Annotated in this window: 27 protein-coding genes; 12 read left to right on the top strand and 15 right to left on the bottom strand. The window is 73.9% G+C overall.

Annotated features, from left to right (window positions below; all coding sequences use genetic code 11):
* Window positions 1–8: 8 nt before the first annotated feature.
* On the bottom strand, window positions 9–392 hold the full coding sequence (locus Sru02f_RS35990) for a cold-shock protein (protein ID WP_003974650.1): 384 nt from the start codon (window positions 390–392) through the stop codon (window positions 9–11).
* A 175-nt stretch (window positions 393–567) separates the two neighbouring features.
* On the opposite strand from Sru02f_RS35990, the gene Sru02f_RS35995 reads away from it, so the two are divergent.
* Window positions 568–846, top strand: coding sequence for a hypothetical protein (locus Sru02f_RS35995; RefSeq protein WP_109035341.1), 279 nt, complete (start codon window positions 568–570; stop codon window positions 844–846).
* Here Sru02f_RS35995 and Sru02f_RS36000 read toward each other — a convergent pair.
* The gene (locus Sru02f_RS36000) at window positions 795–1,457 is read right to left on the bottom strand and encodes an HAD family hydrolase (RefSeq protein ID WP_109035339.1); all 663 of its coding nucleotides are present in this window, start codon (window positions 1,455–1,457) and stop codon (window positions 795–797) included. The two genes, Sru02f_RS35995 and Sru02f_RS36000, sit on opposite strands and share 52 nt — an antisense overlap.
* Before the next feature lie 199 nt (window positions 1,458–1,656).
* On the bottom strand, window positions 1,657–2,757 hold the full coding sequence (locus Sru02f_RS36005; protein WP_109035337.1) for a ribonuclease H family protein: 1,101 nt from the start codon (window positions 2,755–2,757) through the stop codon (window positions 1,657–1,659).
* 49 nt (window positions 2,758–2,806) lie between these two features.
* Here Sru02f_RS36005 and Sru02f_RS36010 point away from each other — a divergent pair, with 49 nt between their 5' ends.
* The 3 genes from Sru02f_RS36010 to Sru02f_RS36020 all read left to right on the top strand — a co-directional run bounded on the left by Sru02f_RS36010 (window position 2,807) and on the right by Sru02f_RS36020 (window position 7,699).
* Window positions 2,807–5,410: a helicase-associated domain-containing protein gene (locus Sru02f_RS36010; protein WP_109035335.1), complete on the top strand. Its 2,604-nt coding sequence runs from the start codon at window positions 2,807–2,809 to the stop codon at window positions 5,408–5,410.
* Between the two features lie 390 nt (window positions 5,411–5,800).
* Complete coding sequence (locus Sru02f_RS36015) at window positions 5,801–5,983, top strand: hypothetical protein (protein WP_109035331.1); 183 nt, start codon at window positions 5,801–5,803, stop codon at window positions 5,981–5,983.
* Window positions 5,984–6,061: 78 nt separating this feature from the next.
* On the top strand, window positions 6,062–7,699 hold the full coding sequence (locus tag Sru02f_RS36020) for a DNA repair helicase XPB (protein ID WP_109035329.1): 1,638 nt from the start codon (window positions 6,062–6,064) through the stop codon (window positions 7,697–7,699).
* 3 nt (window positions 7,700–7,702) lie between these two features.
* On the opposite strand, the gene Sru02f_RS36025 is transcribed toward Sru02f_RS36020, so the two are convergent.
* Complete coding sequence (locus Sru02f_RS36025) at window positions 7,703–7,888, bottom strand: hypothetical protein (protein WP_003974657.1); 186 nt, start codon at window positions 7,886–7,888, stop codon at window positions 7,703–7,705.
* 304 nt (window positions 7,889–8,192) lie between these two features.
* On the opposite strand from Sru02f_RS36025, the gene Sru02f_RS36030 reads away from it, so the two are divergent.
* Window positions 8,193–10,238: a HelD family protein gene (locus Sru02f_RS36030; protein WP_109035327.1), complete on the top strand. Its 2,046-nt coding sequence runs from the start codon at window positions 8,193–8,195 to the stop codon at window positions 10,236–10,238.
* Window positions 10,239–10,383: 145 nt separating this feature from the next.
* Here the strand turns inward: Sru02f_RS36030 and Sru02f_RS36035 are convergent, their stop codons facing one another.
* The 3 genes from Sru02f_RS36035 to Sru02f_RS36045 all read right to left on the bottom strand — a co-directional run bounded on the left by Sru02f_RS36035 (window position 10,384) and on the right by Sru02f_RS36045 (window position 12,501).
* Window positions 10,384–11,073: a copper homeostasis protein CutC gene (locus tag Sru02f_RS36035; RefSeq protein ID WP_109035325.1), complete on the bottom strand. Its 690-nt coding sequence runs from the start codon at window positions 11,071–11,073 to the stop codon at window positions 10,384–10,386.
* Window positions 11,074–11,156: 83 nt separating this feature from the next.
* Window positions 11,157–11,840, bottom strand: coding sequence for a maleylpyruvate isomerase family mycothiol-dependent enzyme (locus tag Sru02f_RS36040; protein WP_109035816.1), 684 nt, complete (start codon window positions 11,838–11,840; stop codon window positions 11,157–11,159).
* Between the two features lie 10 nt (window positions 11,841–11,850).
* Window positions 11,851–12,501 (bottom strand): TetR/AcrR family transcriptional regulator, encoded by a 651-nt coding sequence (locus Sru02f_RS36045; protein ID WP_109035814.1) that lies wholly within the window; start codon window positions 12,499–12,501, stop codon window positions 11,851–11,853.
* A 99-nt stretch (window positions 12,502–12,600) separates the two neighbouring features.
* On the opposite strand from Sru02f_RS36045, the gene Sru02f_RS36050 reads away from it, so the two are divergent.
* Complete coding sequence (locus tag Sru02f_RS36050; RefSeq protein ID WP_109035323.1) at window positions 12,601–13,275, top strand: HD domain-containing protein; 675 nt, start codon at window positions 12,601–12,603, stop codon at window positions 13,273–13,275.
* A 10-nt stretch (window positions 13,276–13,285) separates the two neighbouring features.
* A complete protein-coding gene (locus tag Sru02f_RS36055; RefSeq protein ID WP_109035320.1) occupies window positions 13,286–14,401 on the top strand; it encodes a GNAT family N-acetyltransferase in 1,116 nt (371 codons plus the stop codon).
* Here Sru02f_RS36055 and Sru02f_RS36060 read toward each other — a convergent pair.
* Window positions 14,383–14,679, bottom strand: a complete 297-nt coding sequence (locus Sru02f_RS36060; protein WP_109035318.1) for a DUF4031 domain-containing protein — start codon at window positions 14,677–14,679, stop codon at window positions 14,383–14,385. The genes Sru02f_RS36055 and Sru02f_RS36060 overlap by 19 nt on opposite strands.
* A gap of 10 nt (window positions 14,680–14,689) precedes the next feature.
* Window positions 14,690–15,070 carry a hypothetical protein gene (locus tag Sru02f_RS36065; RefSeq protein WP_109035316.1) on the bottom strand — a complete coding sequence of 127 codons (381 nt, stop codon included), beginning with the start codon at window positions 15,068–15,070 and terminating at the stop codon, window positions 14,690–14,692.
* A 55-nt stretch (window positions 15,071–15,125) separates the two neighbouring features.
* Between Sru02f_RS36065 and Sru02f_RS36070 the strand changes: the two genes are divergently transcribed.
* The 4 genes from Sru02f_RS36070 to Sru02f_RS36085 all read left to right on the top strand — a co-directional run bounded on the left by Sru02f_RS36070 (window position 15,126) and on the right by Sru02f_RS36085 (window position 18,374).
* Window positions 15,126–16,097 (top strand): MurR/RpiR family transcriptional regulator, encoded by a 972-nt coding sequence (locus Sru02f_RS36070; protein WP_373103682.1) that lies wholly within the window; start codon window positions 15,126–15,128, stop codon window positions 16,095–16,097.
* Window positions 16,098–16,205: 108 nt separating this feature from the next.
* Window positions 16,206–17,141 (top strand): N-acetylmuramic acid 6-phosphate etherase, encoded by a 936-nt coding sequence (gene murQ / locus Sru02f_RS36075; protein ID WP_109035312.1) that lies wholly within the window; start codon window positions 16,206–16,208, stop codon window positions 17,139–17,141.
* Between the two features lie 68 nt (window positions 17,142–17,209).
* Entirely contained in the window at window positions 17,210–17,779 is a 570-nt protein-coding gene (locus tag Sru02f_RS36080) for a hypothetical protein (protein WP_011029569.1), read from the top strand.
* A 1-nt stretch (window position 17,780) separates the two neighbouring features.
* The gene (locus Sru02f_RS36085; RefSeq protein ID WP_109035310.1) at window positions 17,781–18,374 is read left to right on the top strand and encodes a TetR/AcrR family transcriptional regulator; all 594 of its coding nucleotides are present in this window, start codon (window positions 17,781–17,783) and stop codon (window positions 18,372–18,374) included.
* A gap of 11 nt (window positions 18,375–18,385) precedes the next feature.
* On the opposite strand, the gene Sru02f_RS36090 is transcribed toward Sru02f_RS36085, so the two are convergent.
* Entirely contained in the window at window positions 18,386–19,135 is a 750-nt protein-coding gene (locus tag Sru02f_RS36090) for an SDR family NAD(P)-dependent oxidoreductase (RefSeq protein WP_109035308.1), read from the bottom strand.
* Between the two features lie 94 nt (window positions 19,136–19,229).
* Here Sru02f_RS36090 and Sru02f_RS36095 point away from each other — a divergent pair, with 94 nt between their 5' ends.
* Complete coding sequence (locus Sru02f_RS36095) at window positions 19,230–19,838, top strand: TetR/AcrR family transcriptional regulator (protein ID WP_109035306.1); 609 nt, start codon at window positions 19,230–19,232, stop codon at window positions 19,836–19,838.
* Window positions 19,839–19,842: 4 nt separating this feature from the next.
* On the opposite strand, the gene Sru02f_RS36100 is transcribed toward Sru02f_RS36095, so the two are convergent.
* The 5 genes from Sru02f_RS36100 to groL form a co-directional block, all read right to left on the bottom strand.
* Window positions 19,843–20,379, bottom strand: a complete 537-nt coding sequence (locus tag Sru02f_RS36100; RefSeq protein ID WP_109035304.1) for a hypothetical protein — start codon at window positions 20,377–20,379, stop codon at window positions 19,843–19,845.
* A gap of 144 nt (window positions 20,380–20,523) precedes the next feature.
* Window positions 20,524–20,871, bottom strand: coding sequence for a hypothetical protein (locus Sru02f_RS36105; protein WP_109035302.1), 348 nt, complete (start codon window positions 20,869–20,871; stop codon window positions 20,524–20,526).
* Window positions 20,868–22,412, bottom strand: a complete 1,545-nt coding sequence (locus Sru02f_RS36110; protein WP_109035300.1) for a carboxylesterase/lipase family protein — start codon at window positions 22,410–22,412, stop codon at window positions 20,868–20,870. Before Sru02f_RS36110 ends, Sru02f_RS36105 begins: the two co-directional genes overlap by 4 nt.
* A gap of 49 nt (window positions 22,413–22,461) precedes the next feature.
* Window positions 22,462–23,592, bottom strand: coding sequence for an NADH:flavin oxidoreductase (locus tag Sru02f_RS36115; RefSeq protein WP_109035298.1), 1,131 nt, complete (start codon window positions 23,590–23,592; stop codon window positions 22,462–22,464).
* Between the two features lie 266 nt (window positions 23,593–23,858).
* Window positions 23,859–25,484: a chaperonin GroEL gene (groL, locus tag Sru02f_RS36120; RefSeq protein WP_030399380.1), complete on the bottom strand. Its 1,626-nt coding sequence runs from the start codon at window positions 25,482–25,484 to the stop codon at window positions 23,859–23,861.
* Between the last annotated feature and the right edge of the window lie 266 nt (window positions 25,485–25,750).

Genomic DNA, 25,750 nt, shown 5'->3' on the forward strand with positions numbered 1-25,750 from the left:
CGCGGAGATCAGACGTCGAGCTGGTCCGCGACCGCGCGGAGCAGCCCGGCGATCTTCTTGCCGGCCGTCTTCTCGGGGTAGCGGCCGCGCTCCAGCATCGGCGTGATGTTCTCCAGGAGGGTCGTCAGGTCCTGCACGATGGAAGCCAGCTCGTCCGGCTTCTTGCGCTGCGCGGCCGCGACCGAGGGGGCCGGGTCGAGCAGGGCGAGCGACAGTGCCTGGTCGCCCCGCTGCCCGGCGACGACACCGAACTCGACGCGCTGTCCCGGCTTCAGGCTCTCGACTCCGGCAGGGAGGACCGAGGAATGGACGAAGACGTCACCGCCGTCGTCGCGGGAGAGAAAGCCGAAGCCCTTCTCGCTGTTGAACCACTTGACCTTGCCGGTAGGCACGTCTGTCCTCGTCCTCGTACTCGTCGGGAAAACTGCTCGGAAACATGCTCGGAAACGGCTCTTGATAGCACTTGGGCGGGTCGTCCGGACCCGCCGGTACCAAGGCTAATGGTGTTCAGACGGGTGACAAGACGTCCCCCGGCTGTTCTCCAGGCCTGGGAACTACCCTGGTCGGGTGCGTGAACAAACCCAAACGAATTCCGCCGCGCCCGGCGACCGGCTGATCCGTGCCGGTGCGATCGTCTTCTTCGTCGGCGCCCTGGCCACTCTGGTCACGGTGGCCCCGCTGCTGCTGGACACGACGCCCTTCCCCACCTACATGTTCGGGCTGAGCATGCTGATGGGGGTGGGCTTCCTGGTCGCCGGTGCCGGGGTGCTCCGGTCGGTCGCCGCCGGGCGGCGTCAGGCGCGGGCCGCGTCGAGCCCCTCGGCGTCGCCCTCGCCGTCCCGGTAGGTCGCGAGCCACTCCGGGAACGCGGTGAGGTCGGTGAGGACCACGTCGGCGCCCGCCGCGCGCAGTTCCCCGGCGTCGCACGGCCCGCTGGCCACGGCCACGGAGCGGGCCCCGGCGGCGCGGGCCCCGCGGACGTCGCCGACGTGGTCGCCGACGTAGACGTCCGCGTCGTGCTCGCGCAGCGCCACGGCCTTCTGCTCGGCCCACAGGCCGCCGATCACGGCGTCCGGCTCGATGCCGAGGTGCGCCAGGTGCAGCTTCGCGTTCGGCTCGTACTTGGCGGTGACGACGACCGCGCGCCCGCCGGCCCCGCGCACGGCGGCCACCGCCTCGCGGGCGCCGGGCAGCGCGAGCGTGGGCTCGATCGCGTACGCCGGGTAGATCTCCCGGTACAGGTCGGCGACGGCCGCTATCTCCTCGGCCGGGAACCAGTTCGCCAGCTCCTCGGCCAGCGGCGGCCCGAGCCGGGTGACGGCCAGGTCGGCGTCCACGTACGTCCCCGTGCGGGCGCTCAGCTCGAGGTAGCAGGCGCGGATGCCGGGCCGTGAGTCGATCAGCGTCATGTCGAGGTCGAAACCGACGGTGGGCGCGGGGCGGGTGGTGGAGGCCATGGCTCCCATTGTGCCGGGCGCTCTACGCCTGCTTGCGGGCGCCCGGGTGCGGCCGGGGGCGAATCGGCCGCGCGCCGTGGAACGAGTGCGCTCCGGCCCCGGTCCGGCGTCCGCGTACCGGGGCAGCCCCCGGGAGAACGGCCACCTCGCCCCGTGCCCTGCTTTGCCCTGCGTCGCGGCGCGGGCGGCACGCTCGCGGTCAGCCGCGGGGGCGCCGGGACCGCCACAGGAGGTAGAGGGCGGTGGCCACGGCGGCGGTGCGCAGGACCCAGGGCCAGGTCTCGGCGACCGCGTCGTTCAGGTGGCCCTCGGCGACCGGGTCGCCCCAGCGGCCCTCGGTGCGGCCCCACAGCCAGACGACACCCGCGGCGGCGACCGTGCCGGGCAGGCCGAGAACGGCCCACTTCGACTGGGCCGGGGTGAGCCGGCGGGAGAGGTAGGCGATCAGCCAGCCCAGGCCGAGGGGGACCAGGCTGCCGAGCACGGCGCCGACGGTCAGCAGGGCCGCGGCGAGCAGCAGGAGCGGGTTGTTCCAGCCGCCCTCGGGCCACAGGCGGGGCAGGCGGCGGGACTCCCGCTGCCCGACGGCCCCGGCGGTCGGCTCCTCGGCCTCCTCCACGGGGGCCTCCGGTACGGCGGGCTCCGTCTTCCCCGCCTCGTCGACCGCGCCCGGCGGCTTCCTCAGCAGCTCCGGGATCTCGACGCCGCCGACGAACCCGGGCACGCTGTCGCCGAGCCCCCCGCCGGCGAAGGGGCCGTCGTCGACGCGCCACCAGTCCGGCTGCCCGTCGCCGACGTCCCCCAGTTCCCGGGCGCTCGCCAGGTGGGGCGGGGAGGCGGCGGGACGCGCGGCCGGGGTTTCCGGCGCGGGGCTCCGCCGGCCCTTGCGCCGCCCGGCGTCGCGGGGGCCGGTGTCGCGCTGCTCGGGCACGGCGGCGGGCGACGGTGCCGCCTGCTGCCCTACGCCGCTCGCACCGCCCGCCGCGGTGACGATGTCGTCGGGGTCGCCAAGCCGGTCCAGGATGCGGCGGACCGCGGCGGGGCTGTCCACGGTGGTCTTGGCCCGGTGCCGGTCGATCTCGTTGCGCAGCTCCGAGACCAGCCGCATCCGGGTGGCGGACGGCAGCTGCCGCTGCTGGGCCACGTCGCCGACGCGGCTCAGATACTCGAAGACGACCTGGTCGCTCTCGATCCCCACGTTCCCCTCCGGGGCGGTGCGTTGCGGTACTCCGTCGTGCCCTGTCGTACCCCGTCGGACGAAGGTACCGAATCTTCCCCCGCCCGGCCGACGGCACCGCACCGGCGCACGCGCACCCCCGCCGTCCGACCCACCCGCTAACGTGGACCGGATGAGCACCGAGGAGAAGTCCGCGGCCCCCCGGTCCCTCGCGGAGGCGCTCCGCGTCCGGGACGACGTCTCGCTGGCCGCCCTCCTGCGCAGCCGTCCCGACCTCATCACCCCCGTGCCCACCGACCTCACCCAGCTCGCCACCCGGGCCGGCACCCGCGCCTCCGTCGTGCGGGCGCTGGAACGGCTGGACCGGTTCGCGCTGCAGACGGCCGAGGCGCTGGCCGTGGCTCCGGACCCGGCGTCCTACGGCGAGCTGCTCGCCCTGATGGGCGGCGACGAGCAGGACCCGGCGGTCGCGGCCGCGCTGCCCCGGGCCGCCGCCCTGCTGCGCGAACAGGCGCTGGTGTGGGGCGCCGACGACCGGCTGCGGCTGGTGCGCACCGCCCGCGAGCTGCTCGCGCCCTCCCCGCAGCATCCGTCCCCGACGGGGCTCGGCCCGACCGTGCGGGAGGCCACGGCGGGCATGTCCCCGGGCCGGATCCAGGACATCCTCGCCGCCGTCGGCCTGCCCTCGACCCACGACGCGGTCTCCGCCGTGTCCGCGCTCGGCGGCCTGTTCGCCGACCGGCGGCGGATGGCCGCGCTCCTGGCCGAACTGCCCGGGGAGTCCCGGGAGGTGCTGGACCGGCTGGTGTGGGGGCCGCCGTACGGCCAGGTCACCCACGACCCCGCCGCCCACCTGCGCGCGCTCCTGGACCGCGGCCTGCTGCTGCCGACCGCGCCCGGCACGGTCGTGCTGCCCCGCGAGGTCGCCCTCCACCTGCGCGCGGGCCGGGCGCACCGGGCGCCCGAGCCGGTGCCGCCGCCGGTGGAGGCGGCCGCCACGCACCGTCCACAGGTTGTGGACGCCACCGCGGCCGGGCAGGCGCTGGCGGCGCTGGCGACCGTCGACGAGCTGCTGAAGGAGTGGGACGAGGGCGGTCCGACGGTGCTGCGGGCCGGCGGCCTGAGCGTGCGCGACCTGAAGCGGACCGCCGTCGCCCTGGACGTCCCCGAGCCGGTCGCCGCGTTCTGGGTCGAACTGGCCTACGGGGCCGGTCTGATCGCCTCCGACGGGGAGGCGGACGAGCGGTACGCGGCGACCCCGGCGTACGACGAGTGGCGCGAGCTGCCGCCCGCCGAGCGCTGGGCGCGGCTGGCGGGGACGTGGCTGACCGCGACCCGGACGCCGGGCGTGGTCGGCGGGCGGGACGCGAAGGACCGCACGCTCTCGGCGCTGGGCCCGAACCTGGACCGCTCGGCGGCGCCGGAGGTGCGGCACCGGGTGCTGGCCCTGCTGGCGGGACTGCCCGAGGGCGCCTCGCCGGTCGCGGAGTCGGTGCTGGCCCGGCTGCGCTGGGAGCGCCCGCTGCGCGGCCCGCAGCAGCAGCGGGAGACCGGCACCGGTGAGGCGAGGGACGACGACCTGCGCAGCCGGATCGCCCGGTGGACGCTGTCCGAGGCCGAGCTGCTGGGCGTCACCGGGCGCGGCGCCCTCGCGGCACCGGGGCGGGCCCTGATCGGCGCGCCCGAGGCACCCCGTCCGGCGACGGCCACGGACCCGGGGGGACCCGGGGGCCCGGGCGACAAGCTCCCCGTCCACCACCACCGCACGCCCCCGGTGACCGCTCCCCCGACCCCCGCCGAACGGGCCGCGGCCACCGCGACGGCCGCCCGGCTGCTCGCCCCGCTCTTCCCCGAACCGCTGGACCACGTGCTGCTCCAGGCCGACCTGACGGCGGTGGCGCCGGGGCCGCTGGAGCGCGGGCTGGCCGACGTGCTGGGAGTGCTGGCGGACGTGGAGTCCAAGGGCGGGGCGACCGTCTACCGGTTCACGCCGGGCTCGGTGCGCCGTGCGCTGGACGCCGGGCAGAGCGCCGCCGACCTGCACGCGTTCCTGGCCCGGCACTCCCGTACGCCGGTGCCGCAGCCCCTGACGTACCTGATCGACGACGTGGCCCGGCGGCACGGGCGGCTGCGGGTGGGCGCGGCCTCGGCGTACGTGCGCTGCGACGACGACGCGACGCTGGACGAGATCCTCGCCGACAAGCGGGCCGCCGGTCTGGGCCTGCGCCGCCTGGCGCCCACCGTGCTGGCCGCGCAGGCCGACCCGGCGGCACTGCTCGACGGGCTGCGCGCGATCGGGTTCGCGCCGGCCGCCGAGTCCGCCGCGGGCGACGTGCTGATCGCCCGCGCCGACTCGCACCGCACCCCGCCCCGGGCCGCCCCCGAACCGGTCCCGGACGGTCCGCCGGCGCCCGACGACACGCTCCTGACGGCGGCGATCCGGGCCGTGCGCGCCGGTGACCTGGCCTCCACGACCCCGCGCAAGCCGGGCCCCGGGGACGGCGAGGGCGGCGGCGAGGACGGCACGCCGGGCGGCACGCTGCCCCGCACGGGCGCCGCCGAGACGCTGGCCACGATGCAGGCGGCGGTCCTGACCGGGGAGGCGCTGTGGATCGGCTACGTGAACGCCGAGGGCGCCGCCAGCCAGCGCGTGATCGCGCCGATCCGGGTAGAGGGCGGCTTCGTCACGGCGTACGACCACACGGCGGACGAGGTGCGCACCTACCCGCTGCACCGGGTCACGGGCGTGGCCGAGCTGGCCGACGACGCGGGCTGATCCGGACCGGCTCCCGCGTACGACGCGCGGCGCACTTTCGGGTGTACGCGGTGGTTCATGCACGCCACGCCGGGTGATTCGCACCTGCGAGGGAGCTTTTTTCATAAACCGCATCGGGTCACGGGCGGTCGGGCAGCCACCGGGTGCCCTGCAAACCGACCGAAGGGAAGAACCCGATGCGTACTGCCGTTCGCCGTGTCGCCACCGTCCTGACCTCCACCGCGGCCCTGCTCGCGGCGTTCGCCGCCGATGCCGCCGCGGTCGGCATCGACCTCGGCGGAGGCCTCACCCTCTGACCGTCCGCCCACCGCGTCCCCGGCGGCGGGCCGGGCCCCGGCCCTTCCGGGCCCGGCCCGCCCGCCGTCCCCCGAGAACCCCGAAAGGCCTCCCATGCGCGGCAAGACCCCCGCCCCCGGTACGGACCGGTCCGCCGGCCGGACCACCGCCCGATCCGCCGTCGCCGTCTCCGTCGCCGCCCTGATCACCGCCGCGGCGCTGTTCGGCGCCCTCGCCCCGAAGGCCGCCGCGCTGGAGGGCCCGCTCATCAACAACATCAACATCGCTCTCCGGTAGGCCCGGGCCCGCGATCAGGCACACTTGACGTTTGGCCGAGCCGTCGTCCGGCCGTACGCACGCGAAAGGGTGCCGCCCGTGAATGGTCCGCTCATCGTCCAGTCCGACAAGACCCTGCTCCTCGAAGTCGACCACGAGCAGGCCGGCGACTGCCGTCGGGCCATCGCGCCGTTCGCGGAACTGGAGCGGGCGCCGGAGCACATCCACACCTACCGGGTCACCCCGCTGGGCCTGTGGAACGCGCGGGCGGCGGGCCACGACGCCGAGCAGGTCGTGGACGCGCTCGTCGAGTACAGCCGCTACCCCGTGCCGCACGCGCTCCTGGTCGACATCGCCGAGACGATGGACCGCTACGGCCGCCTCACCCTCTCCAAGCACCCGGCGCACGGTCTGGTCCTGACCACCACCGACCGGCCGGTGCTGGAGGAGGTGCTGAAGTCGAAGCGGATCGCGCCACTGGTCGGCAACCGCATCGACGCCGACACGGTGGCCGTGCACCCCTCCGAGCGCGGGCAGATCAAGCAGACGCTGCTCAAGCTGGGCTGGCCCGCCGAGGACCTCGCCGGGTACGTCGACGGCGAGGCGCACCCCATCGAGCTGGCCGAGGACGGGTGGGCGCTGCGCCCGTACCAGAAGCAGGCGGTGGAGAACTTCTGGCACGGCGGCAGCGGTGTCGTCGTGCTCCCCTGCGGCGCGGGCAAGACGCTGGTCGGCGCGGGGGCGATGGCCCAGGCCAAGTCGACGACGCTGATCCTGGTCACCAACACCGTCTCCGCCCGGCAGTGGAAGCACGAGCTGGTGAAGCGGACGTCGCTGACCGAGGACGAGATCGGCGAGTACAGCGGCACCCGCAAGGAGATCCGGCCGGTCACCATCGCCACGTACCAGGTGCTGACGACGCGGCGGAAGGGCGTCTACCCGCACCTGGAGCTGTTCGACTCCCGGGACTGGGGGCTGATCGTCTACGACGAGGTGCACCTGCTGCCGGCGCCGGTCTTCAAGTTCACCGCGGACCTCCAGGCCCGGCGCCGCCTCGGCCTGACCGCCACCCTCGTCCGCGAGGACGGCCGCGAGTCGGACGTGTTCTCGCTCATCGGGCCGAAGCGGTTCGACGCGCCGTGGAAGGAGATCGAGGCGCAGGGCTACATCGCGCCCGCCGACTGCGTGGAGGTCCGGGTCAACCTCACCGACTCCGAGCGGCTCGCCTACGCCACCGCCGAGACGGAGGAGAAGTACCGCTTCTGCGCGACGACCGACACCAAGCGGAAGGTGACGGAGGCGATCGTGCGGCGGTTCGCCGGGCAGCAGATCCTCGTCATCGGCCAGTACATCGACCAGCTCGACGAGCTGGGCGAGCACCTGGGCGCGCCGGTCATCAAGGGCGAGACGACCAACGCCCAGCGGGAGAAGCTCTTCGAGTCCTTCCGGCAGGGCGAGATCAGCGTGCTCGTCGTGTCGAAGGTCGCGAACTTCTCGATCGACCTGCCGGAGGCGACGGTCGCCATCCAGGTGTCGGGCACCTTCGGCTCGCGGCAGGAGGAGGCCCAGCGCCTGGGCCGGGTACTGCGGCCGAAGGCCGACGGCCACCAGGCGCACTTCTACTCGGTCGTCGCCCGCGACACCCTCGACCAGGACTTCGCCGCCCACCGCCAGCGCTTCCTGGCGGAACAGGGCTACGCCTACCGGATCATGGACGCGGACGAGGTCCTCGGCTGACGTTCAGTGACGGCGGACGCCGGCCTCCTCGCCGTACTCGCCGAGGACGACCACGTCGAAGGCGGCGCCCGCGAACACCCTGACCGCGCGCAGGGTGTCACCGAGCCGGTGCCGGTGGCTGCCGGCCACGGGCGTGGCACCGGACGCGCGGCCCGGTGCCGGGGCGGGGGAGATGGTTGCTGCGCTCATGTCTCCATGGTGCGACCGCCACCCCCCGACCGGCATCGGTCTACGGACCCAATCCCCGCACACCTCGGCTACGACCCTGGAGGGAGCGCATCCCCCAGCGCGGATGACGTGATCCCCTAGGGGTCGACCACGGGTCGGGGGCCCCGGACCGCGAAAAACGGTTGGCCCGCGCCACGTCCGCTCCCCTAGAATCTCCGCTCTTGCCCGCCTCCCCACGGAGTGCTGCCGTCCGGACGGAAACCGGACGGTTCGTCGCGCGCCGACAGCGCGCCCACCACACCGCAGGTCATCCGGAGGCACCCCCTTGTCCACGCCCGTCCACGACGACCCCCTCTCCAAAGAGCGCTCCCACCTCGCCGCGTCACGTTCCGCGCTGCGCGCCATGCGCGAGGACGTCGAGTCCCTCGACATCACCGACGTGACGGCGAACTGGGTCAACGCCGCCGTCCTGGAGCACCAGATCGAGCAGCGCATCAAGGCGCTCGCGGACCTCAGCGAGACCCCGCTGTTCTTCGGCCGGCTCGACTACCTGCACGCCCCGGGGGCCGAACAGGCCGAGGGCGGGGACGGGGAGCGCTTCTACGTCGGGCGGCGGCACGTGCACGACGCGGACGGCGACCCGATGGTGATCGACTGGCGGGCACCGGTCTCCCAGCCGTTCTACCGGGCGTCGAAGAAGGACCCGCAGGACGTCTCGCTGCGCCGCCGCTTCGGCTACACCGGCGGCGACCTGACCGCGTACGAGGACGAGCACCTCCTCGACCCGGCCGAGGCGGCGACCACCAGCAAGCTGCTCCAGCAGGAGATCGAGCGGCCCCGCGTCGGACCGATGCGGGACATCGTGGCGACCATCCAGCCCGAGCAGGACCAGATCGTGCGCGCCGGGCTGGCCGGCTCGGTCTGCGTGCAGGGCGGCCCCGGCACCGGCAAGACCGCCGTCGGCCTGCACCGGGTGGCCTACCTGCTGTACGCGCACCGCGAGCGCCTGGCCCGCACCGGCACGCTGGTGATCGGCCCGAACCGGTCCTTCCTGCACTACATCGAGCAGGTCCTGCCGGCCCTCGGCGAGCTGACGGTGCGCCAGGCGACCGTCGACGACCTGGTGGCCCACGTCGAGGTGCGCGGCACGGACGAGGCGGCGACGGCCGTGATCAAGGGCGACGCGCGAATGGCGGAGGTGTTGCGCCGGGCCCTGTACTCCCACGTCGTCCCGCCCGCCGAGGGCGTCGTCGTGGTGCGCGGCTCGCGACGCTGGCGGGTGCCGGTGTACGAGCTGGAGGAGATCGTCCGCGAGCTGCTCGCCCGGGACATCCGCTACGGCGCCGCCCGCGAGGCGCTGCCGCAGCGGATCGCGCACGCCGTGCTGGTGCAGATGGAGCGGGCCGGCGAGGCGCCGGACGACCGGGTGCAGAACGCGGTGGCGCGCAACGCGGCCGTGAAGGCGCTGGTGAAGTCGGTCTGGCCGCAGGTCGAGCCCGCCAAGCTGGTCCTGCGCCTTCTCTCCGACGCGGACTTCCTCGCCGAGCACGCCGAGGGGATCCTCACCGAGGACGAGCAGAAGGCGGTGCTGTGGGTGAAGCCGGCCCGCTCGGTGAAGTCGGCCAAGTGGTCACCCGCCGACGCCGTGCTGATCGACGAGGCGACCGACCTGATCGAGCGCACCCACTCCCTCGGGCACGTGGTCCTCGACGAGGCGCAGGACCTGTCCCCGATGCAGTACCGCGCGGTGGGCCGGCGCTGCACCACCGGCTCGGCGACCGTCCTGGGCGACCTGGCGCAGGGCACCACGCCGTGGGCGACCCGGAGCTGGGCGGAGGCGCTGGGGCATTTGGGCAAGGGCGAGGCGGTGGTCGAGGAGCTGACGGCCGGTTTCCGTGTGCCGACGGACGTCATCGCGTACGCGTCCCGGCTGCTGCCGCACATCGCGCCGGGTCTGACGCCGGTCGCGTCGATCCGGGAGAACCCGGGCTTCTTCGACATCCGTACGGCCCCGGACGGTACGGCCGACGTGCTGGCCGCCTGCCGTGAGCTGCTGGAACGCGAGGGCTCGGTCGGCCTGATCGCCGCCGACGCGCGGGTGCCGGAGCTGGCGGCGGCCCTGGCGGCGGCCGGGATCGGCCACGTCGGCCCGGGCGAGGAGACCACCCACGCCACCCGCCTGACCCTGGTCCCGGCCTCGCTGGCCAAGGGCCTGGAGTACGACTACGTGGTCCTGGACGAGCCGCAGGCCGTGGTGGACGGCGAGCCGGACGAACGGACGGGACTGCGCCGCCTGTACGTGGCCCTGACCCGAGCGGTCTCGGGCCTCGTCGTCACCCACGCGACGGGGCTGCCGCCACAGCTGACCTGACCCGCGTAGCTGCGGGCAGTCGTGCCTCCCCCAGTGCCTGAACGGCCTGGGAGGTACCCCCAGGCGGCACGGGTGGACGCAGCGGCACCCGCCAACGCGGGCAAGTGACGCCCACCCCTCGCGAGCACCAGCCCAGGTGCACCACTCAACCCCCGAGCACCCTCCGCCACTCCAGAACCGCGTCCGCCGACACCGGCCCGTCCCACCCCGCGGGCCGCGCCGCGCCGCCGATGTGGAAGCCGTCGATCCCCGCGTCCAGCAGTCCCGGCACGTGGTCGAGCCGCAGCCCGCCGCCCACCAGCAGCTGCTGCTCGTACCCCGGCTCGCCGCGCCGCCGCGCCTCCGCCAGCAGCACGTTCAGGCCGTCGTCCACGCCACCGGCCGCCCCGGCCGTCAGATACGTGTCCAGGCCCGGGAAGTCCGCGAGCTGCTTGCGCAACGCGTCCCGGCTCGCGGCCCGGTCGATCGCGCGGTGGAACGTCCACCGGCACCCGTCCAGCACCTCGGCGATCCGCTCCACCGCCCCGAGGTCCACGTCGCCCTGCGCGTCGAGGAACCCCAGCACGAACTGCGTGGCCCCGGCCTCCCGCATGTCACCGGCGACGCGCGTCAGCCGCTCGACGTCACCGGCGGCGAACCCGTCCGCGAGCCGCAGCATCACCCGTACGTCGATGTCGACGGCGGCGCGGATCGCGGCGACGGTCGCGGCCGACGGGGTGAGTCCGTCGGCCGCCATGTCGGTGACCAGTTCGAGGCGATCCGCGCCTCCGGCCTGGGCGGCGACCGCGTCCTCGGCGTCGAGGGCGATCACCTCCAGGACTGCACGCTTGCTCATGGGACCCCATTCGTCGGCCTGCTACAGGTCTAGTCCAATCCAAGACTACGCCCCGACAGCAGGCCGGGGGCCCACGTCGCCGCTCAGTCGCCGAAGATGTTCAGCTCCGCCGCCTCCACCCCGGCCAGCTCGTACGCCGCCGCGCCGTCCAGGGGGCGGCCCGCGTAGAGCCGCAGGAGGGTCGGACCGTCGCCGATGTACCGGCCCGGCGGCCGCTCACCGCTCGCCTCGCCCAGCTTCAGCGGCTCGTCGAGGTCGTCCAGGTCGGCGTGGAGCGGCACGTGACCGCGCGCCCGGGTGATCGTGCCGAGCAGGGTGAGCGCCTCGGGGAGCCCGCGCCCCGCGTACGCCCCCGGCTCGCCGAAGGTCACCCGTACGTCGCCGGCGTGCACCCACTCGCCCAGTGCGACGGCGTCCAGCCTGCCGTCCGACCGGGCGATCACCGGGCCCGCCTCGGTCATGCCGCGCTCCAGTTCGTCGATGATCCGGGCGTTGCTCCAGTCGGCCCGTTCGGCGATGTCGCGTTCGTTGCACTCGGGTGAGAAGACGCCCTTCTCGAAGCGTTTCTCCACCACCCGGATCAGGGCGCTGGAGCAGTGCGCCAGCACGTCGCGCACGGTCCAGCCCGGACACGCGGCCACCGGCAGCGCGAAGTCCGCGTCCGCGCGGGAGCGCAGCAGGGGTACCAGCTCGTCGCGTTCGAGCGTCAGCAGCCGGCCGGGCAGCTCGGGGTCGCGTACGTCGTGCAGGTCTGCGGGAGTCGTCATGGACTCCACGTTAGGGGCCCAGCAGGTCCTTCAGTTCGGCGTCGAAGAGAAGAGCGGGGTCGAAGCCCATGCCGGTGAACTGCCCGGCGAGTTCCAGGGAGAGGACGCCGTGCAGCCGGGACCAGAAGGACAGGGCGCGGTGGAGCGCGGCGGACGGCACCGGACGGTCGCCCGCCCACTGCCGGTGGGCCTCGAGGTGCGCGTCGAAGGCCACGTCGGTGCCGTCCGGCGCGGGCAGCGCGGCACAGGCGTCGACGATGACCGCCATGGTCTCGGCGGCGATCTCGGTGATGTCGCCCGGCGCGTGGTAGCCGGGGACGGGGGTGCCGTGGATCAGGAAGTAGCGCTGCGGGTCGTCAAGGGCCCAGGCGCGCAGGGTGTGCGCGAGAGCGGCCAGGTCGGCGCCGGACGCGGCGGCCGCGCGGAAGGTGTCGGCCTGGCTGCGGTAGGCGTCCCGGATGAGTTCGGTGATCAGCTCGTCGCGGCCGTCGAAGTAGCGGTAGAGCGCGGGGCCGCTCATGCCCATCCGCTTGGCGATCGCGTTGAGGGAGAGCGCGGAGGCCCCGGCCGTGGCGATCTGCTCCCACGCGTGGTCCTTGATCTCCGCGCGCACCTGGGTGCGGTACCGCTCGCGCGGGGTGCTGGTGCGCGCCTCCGGCATGGTCCGCCCGCCGCCTTTCGAGTCCCGCCCGGCCATCCGCCGGGAACGCGAGCAATTCGGTTAGAAGCTATCACGAACATTATCTGGAAGAATGCGGCCATGGCCGACCTCGACGCCCTGCGCTCCCGCTTCGCCGACGCCCTGGCGGGAGCCGCCGCCCGCGGTGCCACCGCCGGTTCCGGCCCCGACCCCGCGCCGTACGCCGACAACCTGCTCGCCCGCTGGCAGGAGCCCCAGCGGCGGTACCACACCCTGGCGCACCTCACCGCGGTCCTGGACCACGTCGACGTCCTGGCGGAGCACGCCGACGACGTGGCCGTCGTCCGCCTCGCCGCGTGGTTCCACGACGCCGTCTACCAGCCCGACCGGTCCGAGAACGAGGAGCGCTCGGCCCGGCTCGCCGAGCGCGCGCTGCCCGAGGTCGGGGTCCCGGCGGCGAAGACCGCCGAGGTGGCCCGGCTGGTGCGGCTCACCGTCACGCACGCCCCGGCCGGCGACGACCGCGACGGCCAGGTGCTGTGCGACGCCGACCTGGCGGTCCTCGCCTCGCCGCCGTCGGCGTACGCGGCGTACACGGCGGCCGTCCGCGAGGAGTACCACTTCGTGCCGAACGAGGCCTTCCGCGCGGGCCGCGCCGCGGTCCTGCGCCAACTCCTCGACCTGCCCAGCCTGTTCCACACCCCGCACGGACGGCGGGAGTGGGAGGCCACCGCCCGCCACAACCTCACCGGCGAGCTGGAAATGCTGTCGCTGCCGGACACCCCGGGCGTCTAGCCTGCCCGGCATGCGGACACTGGGCGGGGAACAGGTGGAAGAGGCCGTCGCGGGCGCCGTGGCGCTGCTGCGCACGGCGACGGACCGGGACTGGGAGTCGGTGCGGGCCGGACGGTCGGAGTGGGACTGCCGGTACACGGCGGAGCACGTCGCGGGCATCCTCGTCGCCTACGCGGGCCAGCTGGCCGGACGGGCCACCGAGGCGTGGGTCCCCTTCGAGATCACCCTCGACGAGGGCACCGGCAACGAGGACGTGCTCCAGGTCGCCGAGACCACCGGCGCGCTGCTCGCCGCCACCCTCCGCACCACCCCGCGCGAGGTCCGGGCCTTCCACCCGTACCCCTTCCGCAGCGCGGACCGCGAGGGCTTCGCCGCGATGGCGATCACCGAGGTGTTCCTGCACACGCACGACATCGCCGAGGGCCTCGGGCTGACCTACGCACCGCCCGCCGAGCGGTGCGCGGACCTCCTCGCCCGGCTCTTCCCGCACGTCCGGCCCGACACCGACCCCTGGCGCACCCTGCTGTGGGCCACCGGCCGCGGCGACCTGCCCGGACGCGCCCCGGTCACCGAGTGGCGCTGGCGCAACAACCTGGTGATCCCGGCCGAGCGGCTCACCCTCCAGGGCGTCACGCCCGCCGCCGCCGCCGACCTCGCCGCGGGCGGCGACGGCGGCTTCGCCTGGGTCGACGGCGGACCCTTCCAGGGCACCCGGGACGCCGCCGGAATGCTGCTCAAGGCCTACGAGACGGGGGTCCACCGCCCGGTGTGGGGGGTCTTCGCCCTCGTCCGGCGCGAGGACGGGCGCGCGGTCGGCGGCATCGGCTTCCACGGGGTGCCGGACGAGAAGGGCCGGGTGGAGATCGGCTACGACCTCGTCGAGGCGGCCCGGGGCAACGGCTACGCGACCGAGGGACTGCGCGCGCTGTCCGGGTGGGCGCTGGGGCGGGAGACGGTGACGTGCGTGCGCGCCGCGACGGATCCGGAGAACACGGCGTCGCAGGCGGTCATCGTCCGCGCCGGGTTCACCCGGGTCGCCGGGGACTCCGCCGAGGCCGGGGACTCCGCCGAGGCCGGTGAGGGCGGCGAGGGCGCCGGGCAGTTCGCCTACGAGCTGCGCGGCTGAGCACCCGGGGCGGCACCGGCGGCCCCCTTGCGGCGGCGCAGTCCCGCCCCGTGCAGCAGCCGCACCACCTCGCGGCTGCTGACCTCCAGCGCACCGGCGGACACCGCGTCGGCGTACCGGTGGGCGGGCAGGTCGTAGTGGTCGCGCTCGAAGGCGCGGCGCGGCACGCCCAGGGCGTCGGCGAAGGCGTGCAGTTCGGCGTAGGAGACGTCGCTCACCAGGTGGGACCAGAGGCGTCCGTGGCCCGGCCAGGTCGGCGGGTCGATGTAGAGGGTCATCCCGAAGTCCTCACGAGGGTGCCTGGCCGGTGGCCGCGCCCAGCGAGCCGACCGCCGCGACCTTCACGCCGGCCTTGCCGCACACCCAGTGCGGGTCGGGACCCAGCTCGGGCTCGACGTCCAGCGCGTGCGGGTCGCCGGAGCCGCACACCGGGCACAGCGGCCAGCGGCCGTACCGCTCCAGCAGCGCGTCCTGCACGTCCTGCGCGACCAGCCCGGCCACGAACTCCACGCCCTCGGGCCACTGCTCGACCCACCAGCGCCGCTGCACGACGGACTCCTCGACCAGCGAGACGACGTCCGGTTCGGCGACCTCGCCCGCCACCAGGTCGGCGAGCACGAGGGCGCGGGCGGCATGCAGGGCCTGCTCCAGGGGGCTGATGGGGTTCATGCACCCATTGTGCGCACTCTTGACCCGCGGACCGAAACGAAAATATCTTTCATGAGTGACCGATGAAGTGAAGGAAACTTTCGTGAACGCTTCCGGGGGCCGCCGTGCCACCGGCGGCGGGAGCGCGCCGCCCGCACCGCCCGCGCCCGCCGCCCTCGCGGCCAAGGTCCGCACCCTGGCGCCGTCGATGACCCGTTCCATGCAGCGGGTCGCCGAGGCCGTCGCGGGCGACCCGGCCGGCTGCGCGGCCCTCACGGTCACCGGCCTGGCCGAACTGACCGGCACCAGCGAGGCGACCGTCGTACGCACCGCCCGGCTGCTCGGCTATCCCGGCTACCGCGACCTGCGCCTCGCGCTCGCCGGGCTGGCCGCCCAGCAGCAGTCCGGCCGCGCGCCCGCCATCACGACGGACATCGCGGTCGACGACCCGATCGCCGACGTGGTCGCCAAGCTGGCCTACGACGAGCAGCAGACCCTCGCGGACACCGCCGCCGGTCTGGACACCGTCCAGCTCGGCGCGGCCATCGCCGCACTGACCGCCGCCCGGCGCACCGACGTGTACGGCATCGGCGCGTCCAACCTGGTCGCCCAGGATCTCACCCAGAAGATGCTGCGCATAGGGCTCATAGCCCACGCCCCGGGCGATCCGCACCTCGCCGTCACCAACGCGGTGCAGCTGCGCGCCGGGGACGTGGCCGTGGCGATCACGCACTCCGGCTCCACGGGGGACGTCATCGAACCGCTCCGGGTCGCCTTCGAGCGGGGCGCGACGACCATCGCCATCACCGGCCGCCCCGACAGTCCGGTCACCCAGTACGCCGACCACGTGCTGACCACGTCCACCGCCCGGGAGAGCGAGCTGCGACCGGCGGCCATGTCGTCCCGGACCAGCCAGCTGCTGGTCGTGGACTGCCTCTTCGTGGGAGTGGCGCAGCGGACGTACGAGGCGGCCGCGCCGGCCCTGGCGGCGTCGTACGAGGCGTTGGCGCATCGGCACGGGGCGCTCCGCGCGGACCGTGGCAGGTAATCGCCGTGGGCGGCCGCGGGTTCGTGGTGGCTGGTCGCGCAGTTCCCCGCGCCCCTGAGGGCGTTGCACTACCCAGCATCGAGCATTGACCGGAAAGAGCGCATCTTCATGACCTCCACCCCCCATCACCCCGATCTCCGTTCCCAGTTGGAGACGTTGACGACCGAGGCGTTCCGGCCGGAGCTGGCCGAGATCGACCAATTGGACACGCTCGACATCGCGCGGCTGATGAACGGCGAGGACGCCACCGTGCCCGCCGCCGTCGCCGAGCGGCTGCCGGAGATCGCCGCCGCCATCGACGCCGTGGCCGTCCGGATGGCGCGCGGCGGGCGGCTGATCTACGCGGGCGCCGGTACGGCCGGACGGCTGGGCGTGCTGGACGCCTCCGAGTGCCCGCCCACCTTCAACACCGCCCCCGGGCAGGTGGTCGGCCTGATCGCGGGCGGCCCGGACGCCATGGTCACCTCCATCGAGGGCGCCGAGGACTCCCCCGAGCTGGCCCGCGCCGACCTGGAGGCCCTCGCGCTGACCGCCGACGACACGGTGGTCGGTGTCTCCGCCTCCGGCCGCACCCCGTACGCCGTGGGCGCCGTCGAGTACGCGCGCTCGCTCGGCGCCCTGACCGTCGGGCTCGCCTGCAACCGGGACAGCGCCCTGGCCGCCGCGGCCGAGCACGGCATCGAGGTGGTCACCGGGCCGGAGCTGCTCACCGGCTCGACGCGGCTGAAGGCGGGCACGGCGCAGAAGCTGGTCCTGAACATGCTGTCGACGATCACGATGATCCGGCTCGGCAAGACGTACGGGAACCTGATGGTGGACGTCCGGGCCTCCAACGAGAAGCTGCGGGCCCGCTCGCGCCGCATCGTCGCCCTCGCCACCGGCGCCGCCGACGACGACATCGAGCGTGCCCTGACGGCGACCGACGGCGAGGTCAAGCACGCGATCCTGGTCCTGCTGGCCGACGTGGACGGCCCGACGGCCGCCCGGCTGCTCGCGGAGTCCGGCGGCCACCTGCGGGCGGCGCTGGCGGCGGCGCTCGGCTGACCGGCCGCGCCGCCTCCGGTCCGGCCGGGGACCCGGGGCGGTCCGCGCCGTGTGCGATTCTGAGAAGCATGAACCACGCCCAGCTGACCGCCCTGGGCCGCGCCCTGCGCCTCCTCGGTGAACACGGCGAGGCCCTGACCGCCGACACCCCGGAGGCCAAGCTGCACGAGGTCCGCGCGGACCTGAAGCGTGCGCTGGACCAGCTGGAGGAGAGCGTCACCACGGCGGCCCCCAGCACCCGCTGCCCGGAGCACCCGAACGGGCCGGTCGACAGTGCCGCCCCCGACCTGTGCCTGCTGTGCGAGACCCGCCGGCGCACGGCCCGCCGCGCCGAGTACAGCGGCGGACCGCTGCCGGCCCGGCCCGCCGAGCCGGTCCAGTCCCGCTACGGCGTCCGGGGCGACCGGCCGCAGCCCCAGCAGCGCTGGCTGCCCGAGCAGTGGACCGGCCAGGCGTGGCAGCTGTGCGGCACCCCGCGCCGCGACCGCCGCGAGGCCGAGCTGTACATCGCGGCCCAACTGCGCGGCCCGCACGCGGCGATGGCGTACCGGCTGGTCCACGAGTTCACCGACTACGAGGTGCTGCGGGTGTGGGGCACGCCGGTACGGGTGGACATCGAGCCGATGGGTGGCGTCTGACGTGGTGAGACGGAACGACCAGCGCCGGGCGGCCCTCGTCGACGCGGCGATCGAGGTGCTGGCCGCGCAGGGCGCCCGGGGGCTGACCTTCCGGGCGGTGGACACGGAGGCGGCCGTCCCGCCCGGCACCGCGTCCAACTACTTCGCCAACCGGGACGACCTGCTCACCCAGGCGGGCGCCCGCGTCTACGAGCGGCTGCACCCCGGCGAGGCCGCCCTCGCGCGCCAGCGCACGGCCCCTCGCGACCGTGACACCTACGTGCAGCTGATGCGCGAACTGGTCGACCGGGTCGCCGGTTTCCGCACCGGCTACCTCGCCCTGCTCGAACTGCGCCTGGAGGCCACCCGGCGCCCCGAGCTGCGCGCGGTGCTGACCGAACGCGTCCGCGAGGACGTCGCCGCCAACGTCGCCCACCACGAGGCGTCCGGCCTCCCCGGCGACGCCATGGCCGTCAAGCTGCTCATCCTCGCCCTGAACTGGCTGATCGTCGAGCAACTCACCCTGCCGGACGTGTTCACCGAGGAGGAGCGGGACCAGCTGGTCACGGCCGCGGTCGAACGCATCGTCGCGCCGGACGGACCGGCCCGGGACTGATCGCCGCCGGGTCAGATCTGGTTCTCGCCGCCGTCGACGTACCAGTTGGCGCCGAGGACGAAGCTGCTCTGGTCCGAGGCGAGGAAGGCCACCACGGCGGCCACCTCCTCGGGGCGCCCCATCCGCCCGATCGCGGTGTCCCCGGCCAGCTTCGTGTGGACGGCGGACAGGTCCGGGCCGTCGAAGAGGTTGGTGATCCCCGGGGTGTCGACGGGGCCCGGGGAGATCGCGTTGACCCGGACGCCACGGCCCTTGAGTTCGTTGGCCCAGCCCCGCGCGAAGGTCCGGACGGCGGCCTTGGAGGCGGCGTACAGGCTGAACGCCTCGGCGCCGTTGTCGGCGGCGGTGGAGGCGTTGAGGATCACCGAGGCGCCGTCGTTGAGCAGCGGAAGCGCCTTCTGCACGGTGAAGAGCGTGCCCCGCACGTTGACGCCGAAGATCTCCTCGTACCGCTCCGCGGTGATCTCCTCCAGCGGTACCAGCGAGGCGATCGCCGCGTTGGCGAAGACCACGTCGAGCCCCCGGCCGCGGGCGCGGACCGCTTCGTAGAGCCGGTCCACGTCGGCCGGGTCCGAGACGTCACCGGCCACCGCCGTGACCCGCTCCGCACCGATGATCTCCACGGCCGCGTCCAGCGCGGCCTTGCGCCGCCCGGTGATGAACACGTGCGCACCCTCGTCCGCCAGCCGCACCGCGCTGGCCAGACCGATCCCGGTGCCGCCGCCGGTGACGACGGCGGTCCTGCCTTCGAGCTGTCCCATGGTGAATGACCTCCGATGACTTCAGTACCGATCGGTACTGAAATGGACCGTAGCACATCTGTACCGGTCGATACGGAAGACGTAGACTGGCGGCATGGAGACGGGACGGAAGGCGGCGGTCGGCCGGCCGAGGGGATTCGACGCCGACGAGGCGCTGGAGAAGGCCATGCGGGTCTTCTGGGAGCAGGGCTACGAGGGTGCCAGCCTCACCGACCTGACCGGCGCCATGGGCATCACCCGCACCAGCATGTACGCGGCCTTCGGCAACAAGGAGGACCTGTTCCGCAAGGCGCTCGAACGCTACGAGGAGGGCCCCGCGTCCTACGTGGCCCGCGCCCTGCGGGAACCGACCGCACGCGAGGTGGCGACCGCGTTCCTGAGAGGTGCCGTCCAGGTCAGCACCCGCCCCGACTGCCCGTCCGGCTGCCTGGGCGTCCAGGGCTCACTGGCCGCCGGCGAGACCGGCCGCTCGGCCCGGGACCTGCTGGCCGACTGGCGCGAAGGGGGCGTCGCCCAGCTCCGCGACCGGTTCCGGCAGGCCGTCGAGGACGGCGACCTGCCGCCCGGCACGGACCCGCTGCACATCGCCCGCTACCTGATGACCTTCGCCAACGGCATCTCCGTGCAGGCCACCGGCGGCGCCACCCGGGAGGACCTCCAGCGGGTGGCCGACACGGCCCTGGGCAACTGGCCGCCCGCGTGATCCGTCAGGGGCCGACGGGCCCGGCCGCAGCCAGGGCCTCCGCCACCGCCTGCCGCAGCGAACGGCTGGTGATCCGGCGGTTCTCCCCGCCGGCCAGGTGCGCCGCGGCCCGGCCCACCCATTCCGGGTCGCCGAGGAGCTGAAGCCTTCCCTCATCGGTGAGCTGCCGCAGCAGGGCTTCGAGGCGGAGCGCGTCAACCGCCCGGTAAGGGCGCGTGTGCTGGTCGAAGCGCAGCTGGTGGTCCTCGTAGGGGTGGCGCAGCGTCATGTGCAACCAGCCGCCGTCACGCCTGGCGACCATGCCCCTCAGCGTGTACAGGCCCCTGTTGTTCGTGTCCCAGGGGTGCTTGCCCCAGGTGATCCTGATGCCGTTCATGATCCTGGACCACGGGACCAACTGCCCCTCGGAGTCCGGCTCGTGCTGGTGGAGCCCGTCCGGACGGAACTCCACCCAGTGGGTGTCAGGCCGTGTGGCGTCCCCGACCCGCCAACGGCCGTCGGTCAGTTCCAGCGGTCCCAGAGACGCACGGTCCTCCACCATGCGGTCATTGAACCACGCGGACGACCACGCCTCTGGGGCGCGCACTGTCGCGGTTCGCACGACCGAGGGACTGCCGCAGGGACTCGACGACCTCTTCGGTCGACCGCCTCCAGGCCGAGGCGTGGTCGGTCCGCGTCGACGGAGTCAGCCGCGGCGGCGTCCCAGGCCGAGGTGGGTGGTGACCGCGGCCAGCCCGGCCACACCGTACGCCAGCCACCAGCCCCCGGCCCGGTAGTCGCCCGCCGCCCCCTCCTCCTGCGCCTTCCTCTGCTGCTCGTACGTCCGCGTGCCCGCCGAGCGGCCGTCGGTGAAGTCGTACAGGTCGCACGTCTCCCCGGGCTTCATGGGCCCCGAGCGCTCCGCGTCCCCGTACTCCTGGATGATGCCGTCGCACCGGGGTGTGCCGTCGGCGGTCGCCGCCTCGGTGAGGAAGTACCCGCCGACGACGACCGGGACGGCGAACAGGCCCAGCAGGAGCCCTCGGAAGCTCACGCCCTCGGGTCCACCAGCGGCAGCGGCGCGAACTCGTAGCCCTCCCACAGGCGTCGGGAGGTCTCCTCCGGGTAGGGCGCGACGGTCGGCTCGGTGTCGAAGACCCGCACCAGCCGCCGCTCCGTGTCGTACGCGGGCCAGCCCGGGTCGCCGGTGCGGGCGAACGCCGTCCAGGAGGAGCGGAAGCGGGCGGACAGGGCCAGCGCCTCCGCGGACGGCTCCGCGCCGCCGAACTGGAGCAGCGCGAGGCTCTCCTGGAAGGTGCCGAAGAGGAGCGGGATGTCCAGGGCGTGGCAGGCGCCCAGGGCGCCGTCGAAGGCGGGGGCGGGCCAGGTGAGTTCGTAGACGTGGGCCCGGCCGCCACCCGCGAGGTGGGCCTCGGCCAGGTGCAGGGACGGCATCGCGAACAGCCAGTCGGTCTGGACGCGTTCGTAGAGGTCGTTGGCCGACGCGTCCGGGAACGCGGCGCGGTAGGCGGCCTCGCCGCCCGGCGCGTACAGGCGCAGCGCGGCGTTCGCGCGGTCCTCGCCGATCTGGCCGAGCTTGCCCGCCATGGCGGTGAACAGGCGGTTCTCGTCGCGGTTGTGACCGGTGATCAGCTCGATGCCGCGGGCCGCGCCGGAGGCCAGCGCCTCCCAGGGCGTGACGGGGAGGAACTCGCCGTCCACGACGGGCGCGTACGGGGTCACCGTGGGCGCCGCCTGGCCCCAGCGGGGGACGTTGCCCGGCATCTTCGGGGCGAGGGCCTGGCCCGCCTTGACGAGCTGGTCCGGAGTGACCTCCGAGAGGTCTTCGGCGGTCGGGCGCAGGCCCAGCTCGGCGGCGAGGGCGGTGCCGATGTCGGCGGCGAGCCCGGGGGAGAAGAACGTGCCCGGCACGCTCTGGGCGACGGCCCGCCGGAAGAGCCCGGCCGCCCGGGGCATCGCGAGCAGGGCGGCCACGGAACCGGCGCCGGCCGACTCGCCGAAGATCGTGACCTGGTCGGGGTCACCGCCGAACCCGGCGATGTTCTCCTGCACCCAGACCAGCGCCGCGATCTGGTCGAGCAGGCCCCGGTTGGCGGGGGCGCCCTCGATGTGGGCGAATCCCTCCATGCCCAGGCGGTAGTTGAGGGTGACGACGACGAGGTCGCCGTCGGCGGCTATGCGGCGGGCGTCGTAGGCGGGGCTGCCGGAGTGGCCGAGTTTGTAGGCGCCGCCGTGGATCCAGACCATGACCGGGCGGTGCGCGGCCGGGTCGGGCTCGGGGGTCCAGACGTTGAGCGTCAGCCAGTCGTCGCCGTCCCCGGCGGCGTCCGGTGTGCCGGTGGCGCCCCCGGGGCCGAGGTCCTGCGGGGGCGGCGGGCCGAAGGCGTACGCGTCGCGTGTGCCGTCCCAGGGACGGGCGCGGCGCGGGGCGGCGAACCGGCCCTCTCCCACCGGGGGTTGGGCGAACGGGATGCCGCGGAAGACGGACAGGCCGCCCTCGGTCCGGCCGCGCACCGCGCCGCAGCCGGTGCGCACCACGGGTTCCACTGACTCCAAGGGTCCAGGGATCGTCATCCCACGGACCCTACGTGGTGCCGCGCACCGCGCTCGGCCGAGGGGCTGGTCAGCTCAGGGTCTTGATCGCCGCCGCGTCGTACGGGGCGAGTTCGTCGAAGCGTCCGGCGAGGACCTTCTCGGCCCACCGCGGGTCCTGGAGCAGCGCGCGGCCGACGGCGACGAGGTCGAACTCGTCGCGTTCCATGCGGTCGAGGAGGTTGTCGAGGCTGCGGACGGGGGCGCCCTCGCCCTGGAAGGACCTGTTGAAGTCGCCGTCGAGGCCGACCGAGCCGACGGTGATGGCCGCCTTGCCGGTGAGCTTCTTGGTCCAGCCGGCGAGGTTGAGGTCCGAGTCCTGGAACTCCGGGAGCCAGTAGCGGCGGGTGGAGGCGTGGAAGGCGTCGACACCGGCCGAGGCGAGCGGGGCGAGGATGGCCTCCAGCTCTTCCGGGGTCTCGGCGAGGCGGGCGTCGTAGGCCTCCTGCTTCCACTGGGAGTAGCGGAAGATCACGGGGAAGTCCGGGGAGACCGTCTCCCGTACGGCGGCCACGATCTCGGCGGCGAACCTGGTCCGGGCCACCGGGTCGCCGCCGTAGGCGTCGGTACGGCGGTTGGTGCCGGACCACAGGAACTGGTCGACGAGGTAGCCGTGGGCGCCGTGGATCTCCACGCCGTCGAAGCCGATGCGCTCGGCGGCCGCGGCCGACTCGGCGAAGGCGCCGACGACGTCGTCCAGGTCGCGCCGGGTCATCGCCCTGCCGGTCGGCTCGTCCTCGCCGATGCGCAGGCCGGACGGGCCGACGGCGGGGGCGGCCGCGAAGGGCGGCTGGCCCTCCTTGCGGACCATGCCGATGTGCCACAGCTGCGGCACGATCGTGCCGCCCGCCGCGTGCACCGCCTCGGCGACCTTCGCCCACCCGGCGAGCTGCTCCTCGCCGTGGAAGCGCGGGACGCGGTCGCTCTGCCCGGCCGAGTCGTGGCCGACGTAGGTGCCCTCGGTGACGATCAGTCCGACTCCGGCGGCGGCACGACGGGAGTAGTACGACACCACGTCCTCGCCGGGGACGCCGCCCGGGGAGAACATCCGGGTCATCGGCGCCATCGCGATGCGGTTGGGCACGGTGAGGCCGTTGAGCGTGGCCGGGCGGGCGAGGAGCTGGGCGGCGCGGGTGGCGGCCTCGGCGGGGGTGACGGTCACGTGGGGGCTCCTGAGGTGGGTACCGGGCGGTATGTGCGCGCGCATTCATCGCACTACAACGGGAACGGGCCCGCCCCACCGGGCCATTCCGCCCGGCGCCCCGATGTGACCCGGGCCATAGCGGACGGGGGCGAGGGGTGGGCGGGGGCGAGGGGTGGGCGGGGGCGAGGGTGGGCGGGGGCCGGACACGCCCGAGGGCGGCACCCCCTCTCGGGGGGTGCCGCCCTCGGTCCGTACTGGACGGTCGATCAACCGGAACCGGTCGATCAGAAGTCCATGTCACCGCCCGGCATGCCGCCCGGGGCGCCCGCCGGAGCGGCCTTCTCGGGCTTGTCGGCGATGACGGCCTCGGTGGTGAGGAACAGCGCGGCGATGGAGGCGGCGTTCTGCAGGGCAGAGCGGGTCACCTTCGCCGGGTCGATGATGCCCTCGGCGATCATGTCGACGTACTCACCGGAGGCGGCGTTCAGGCCGTGGCCGACGGTCAGGTTGCGGACCTTCTCCACGACGACGCCGCCCTCGAGACCGCCGTTGACGGCGATCTGCTTCAGCGGGGCCTCCAGGGCGAGCTTCACGGCGTTGGCGCCGGTCGCCTCGTCACCCGACAGCTCCAGCTTCTCGAAGACCTGGGAGGCCTGGAGCAGGGCCACGCCACCACCGGCGACGATGCCCTCCTCGACGGCCGCCTTCGCGTTGCGAACGGCGTCCTCGATGCGGTGCTTGCGCTCCTTGAGCTCGACCTCGGTGGCGGCACCGGCCTTGATGACGGCCACGCCGCCGGCCAGCTTCGCCAGACGCTCCTGGAGCTTCTCGCGGTCGTAGTCCGAGTCGCTGTTCTCGATCTCGGCGCGGATCTGGTTGACGCGGCCCTGGACCTGGTCGGCCGAACCGGCGCCGTCCACGATCGTGGTCTCGTCCTTGGTGATGACGACCTTGCGCGCGCTGCCCAGCAGGTCCAGCGTGGCGTTCTCCAGCTTGAGGCCGACCTCCTCGGAGATGACCTCACCACCCGTGAGGATGGCGATGTCGCCGAGCATGGCCTTGCGGCGGTCGCCGAAGCCCGGGGCCTTGACGGCGACGGACTTGAAGGTGCCGCGGATCTTGTTGACGACGAGGGTCGACAGGGCCTCGCCCTCGACGTCCTCGGCGATGATCAGCAGCGGCTTGCCCGACTGCATGACCTTCTCCAGGAGCGGCAGCAGGTCCTTGACGTTGCCGATCTTGGAGTTGGCGATCAGGATGTACGGGTCGTCGAGCGACGCCTCCATACGCTCCATGTCGGTGGCGAAGTACGCCGAGATGTAGCCCTTGTCGAAGCGCATACCCTCGGTGAGCTCCAGCTCCAGACCGAAGGTCTGGGACTCCTCGACGGTGATGACGCCTTCCTTGCCGACCTTGTCCATGGCCTCGGCGATGAGCTCGCCGATCTGGGTGTCGGCGGCGGAGATGGAGGCCGTGGAGGCGATCTGCTCCTTGGTCTCGACGTCCTTGGCCTGCTCCAGCAGGGCGGCGGAGACGGCCTCGACGGCCTTCTCGATGCCGCGCTTCAGGGCCATCGGGTTGGCGCCGGCCGCGACGTTGCGCAGGCCTTCCTTGACCAGGGCCTGGGCGAGAACGGTCGCGGTGGTCGTTCCGTCACCGGCGACGTCGTCCGTCTTCTTGGCGACTTCCTTGACCAGCTCGGCGCCGATCTTCTCGTACGGGTCCTCGAGCTCGATCTCCTTGGCGATGGAGACACCATCGTTGGTGATCGTGGGGGCGCCCCACTTCTTCTCGAGGACGACGTTGCGGCCCTTGGGGCCGAGCGTCACCTTGACGGCGTCCGCGAGCTGGTTCATGCCGCGCTCGAGGCCGCGCCGCGCCTCCTCGTCGAACGCGATGATCTTGGCCATGTGAAGTGGTCCCTCCAGGACTGGGGGTGATTCCTTCGGACCGCGCCCGCGCCCGCGACGGACGGCTCGCCGGCCTTGTGGTTCCTTCCCCACCCGGCCTGCGGGCCTCACCGACCCGGTCCTTCGTTGTCACTCTCACCTTCAGAGTGCTAACGCAATGATTAGCACTCGACCATGCCGAGTGCAAGCGCCTCTCGGGGATCGGGCCGCTCGCTCAGCCCCCCGCGAACAAGGGGGTGACGGGCGTCCGGGCAGGCCGAAGGGCC

It is taken from the genome of Streptomyces rubrogriseus (genome assembly GCF_027947575.1).
Classification (GTDB): domain Bacteria; phylum Actinomycetota; class Actinomycetes; order Streptomycetales; family Streptomycetaceae; genus Streptomyces; species Streptomyces rubrogriseus.

What these genes read in the sequence shown, in the direction of transcription:
- Sru02f_RS36045 (WP_109035814.1), bottom strand. Translation starts at nt 12,501, where the DNA reads ATGCCGGAGGCGCGCACCAGCACCCCGCGCGAGCGGTACCGCACCCAG.
- Sru02f_RS36080 (WP_011029569.1), top strand. Translation starts at nt 17,210, where the DNA reads ATGAACCACGCCCAGCTGACCGCCCTGGGCCGCGCCCTGCGCCTCCTC.
- Sru02f_RS36015 (WP_109035331.1), top strand. Translation starts at nt 5,801, where the DNA reads ATGCGCGGCAAGACCCCCGCCCCCGGTACGGACCGGTCCGCCGGCCGG.
- Sru02f_RS36025 (WP_003974657.1), bottom strand. Translation starts at nt 7,888, where the DNA reads ATGAGCGCAGCAACCATCTCCCCCGCCCCGGCACCGGGCCGCGCGTCC.
- Sru02f_RS36000 (WP_109035339.1), bottom strand. Translation starts at nt 1,457, where the DNA reads ATGGCCTCCACCACCCGCCCCGCGCCCACCGTCGGTTTCGACCTCGAC.
- Sru02f_RS36040 (WP_109035816.1), bottom strand. Translation starts at nt 11,840, where the DNA reads ATGACGACTCCCGCAGACCTGCACGACGTACGCGACCCCGAGCTGCCC.
- Sru02f_RS36110 (WP_109035300.1), bottom strand. Translation starts at nt 22,412, where the DNA reads ATGACGATCCCTGGACCCTTGGAGTCAGTGGAACCCGTGGTGCGCACC.
- murQ (WP_109035312.1), top strand. Translation starts at nt 16,206, where the DNA reads ATGACCTCCACCCCCCATCACCCCGATCTCCGTTCCCAGTTGGAGACG.
- Sru02f_RS36035 (WP_109035325.1), bottom strand. Translation starts at nt 11,073, where the DNA reads ATGAGCAAGCGTGCAGTCCTGGAGGTGATCGCCCTCGACGCCGAGGAC.
- Sru02f_RS36055 (WP_109035320.1), top strand. Translation starts at nt 13,286, where the DNA reads ATGCGGACACTGGGCGGGGAACAGGTGGAAGAGGCCGTCGCGGGCGCC.
- Sru02f_RS36095 (WP_109035306.1), top strand. Translation starts at nt 19,230, where the DNA reads ATGGAGACGGGACGGAAGGCGGCGGTCGGCCGGCCGAGGGGATTCGAC.
- Sru02f_RS36060 (WP_109035318.1), bottom strand. Translation starts at nt 14,679, where the DNA reads ATGACCCTCTACATCGACCCGCCGACCTGGCCGGGCCACGGACGCCTC.
- Sru02f_RS36010 (WP_109035335.1), top strand. Translation starts at nt 2,807, where the DNA reads ATGAGCACCGAGGAGAAGTCCGCGGCCCCCCGGTCCCTCGCGGAGGCG.
- Sru02f_RS36100 (WP_109035304.1), bottom strand. Translation starts at nt 20,379, where the DNA reads ATGGTGGAGGACCGTGCGTCTCTGGGACCGCTGGAACTGACCGACGGC.
- Sru02f_RS36050 (WP_109035323.1), top strand. Translation starts at nt 12,601, where the DNA reads ATGGCCGACCTCGACGCCCTGCGCTCCCGCTTCGCCGACGCCCTGGCG.
- Sru02f_RS36065 (WP_109035316.1), bottom strand. Translation starts at nt 15,070, where the DNA reads ATGAACCCCATCAGCCCCCTGGAGCAGGCCCTGCATGCCGCCCGCGCC.
- groL (WP_030399380.1), bottom strand. Translation starts at nt 25,484, where the DNA reads ATGGCCAAGATCATCGCGTTCGACGAGGAGGCGCGGCGCGGCCTCGAG.
- Sru02f_RS36090 (WP_109035308.1), bottom strand. Translation starts at nt 19,135, where the DNA reads ATGGGACAGCTCGAAGGCAGGACCGCCGTCGTCACCGGCGGCGGCACC.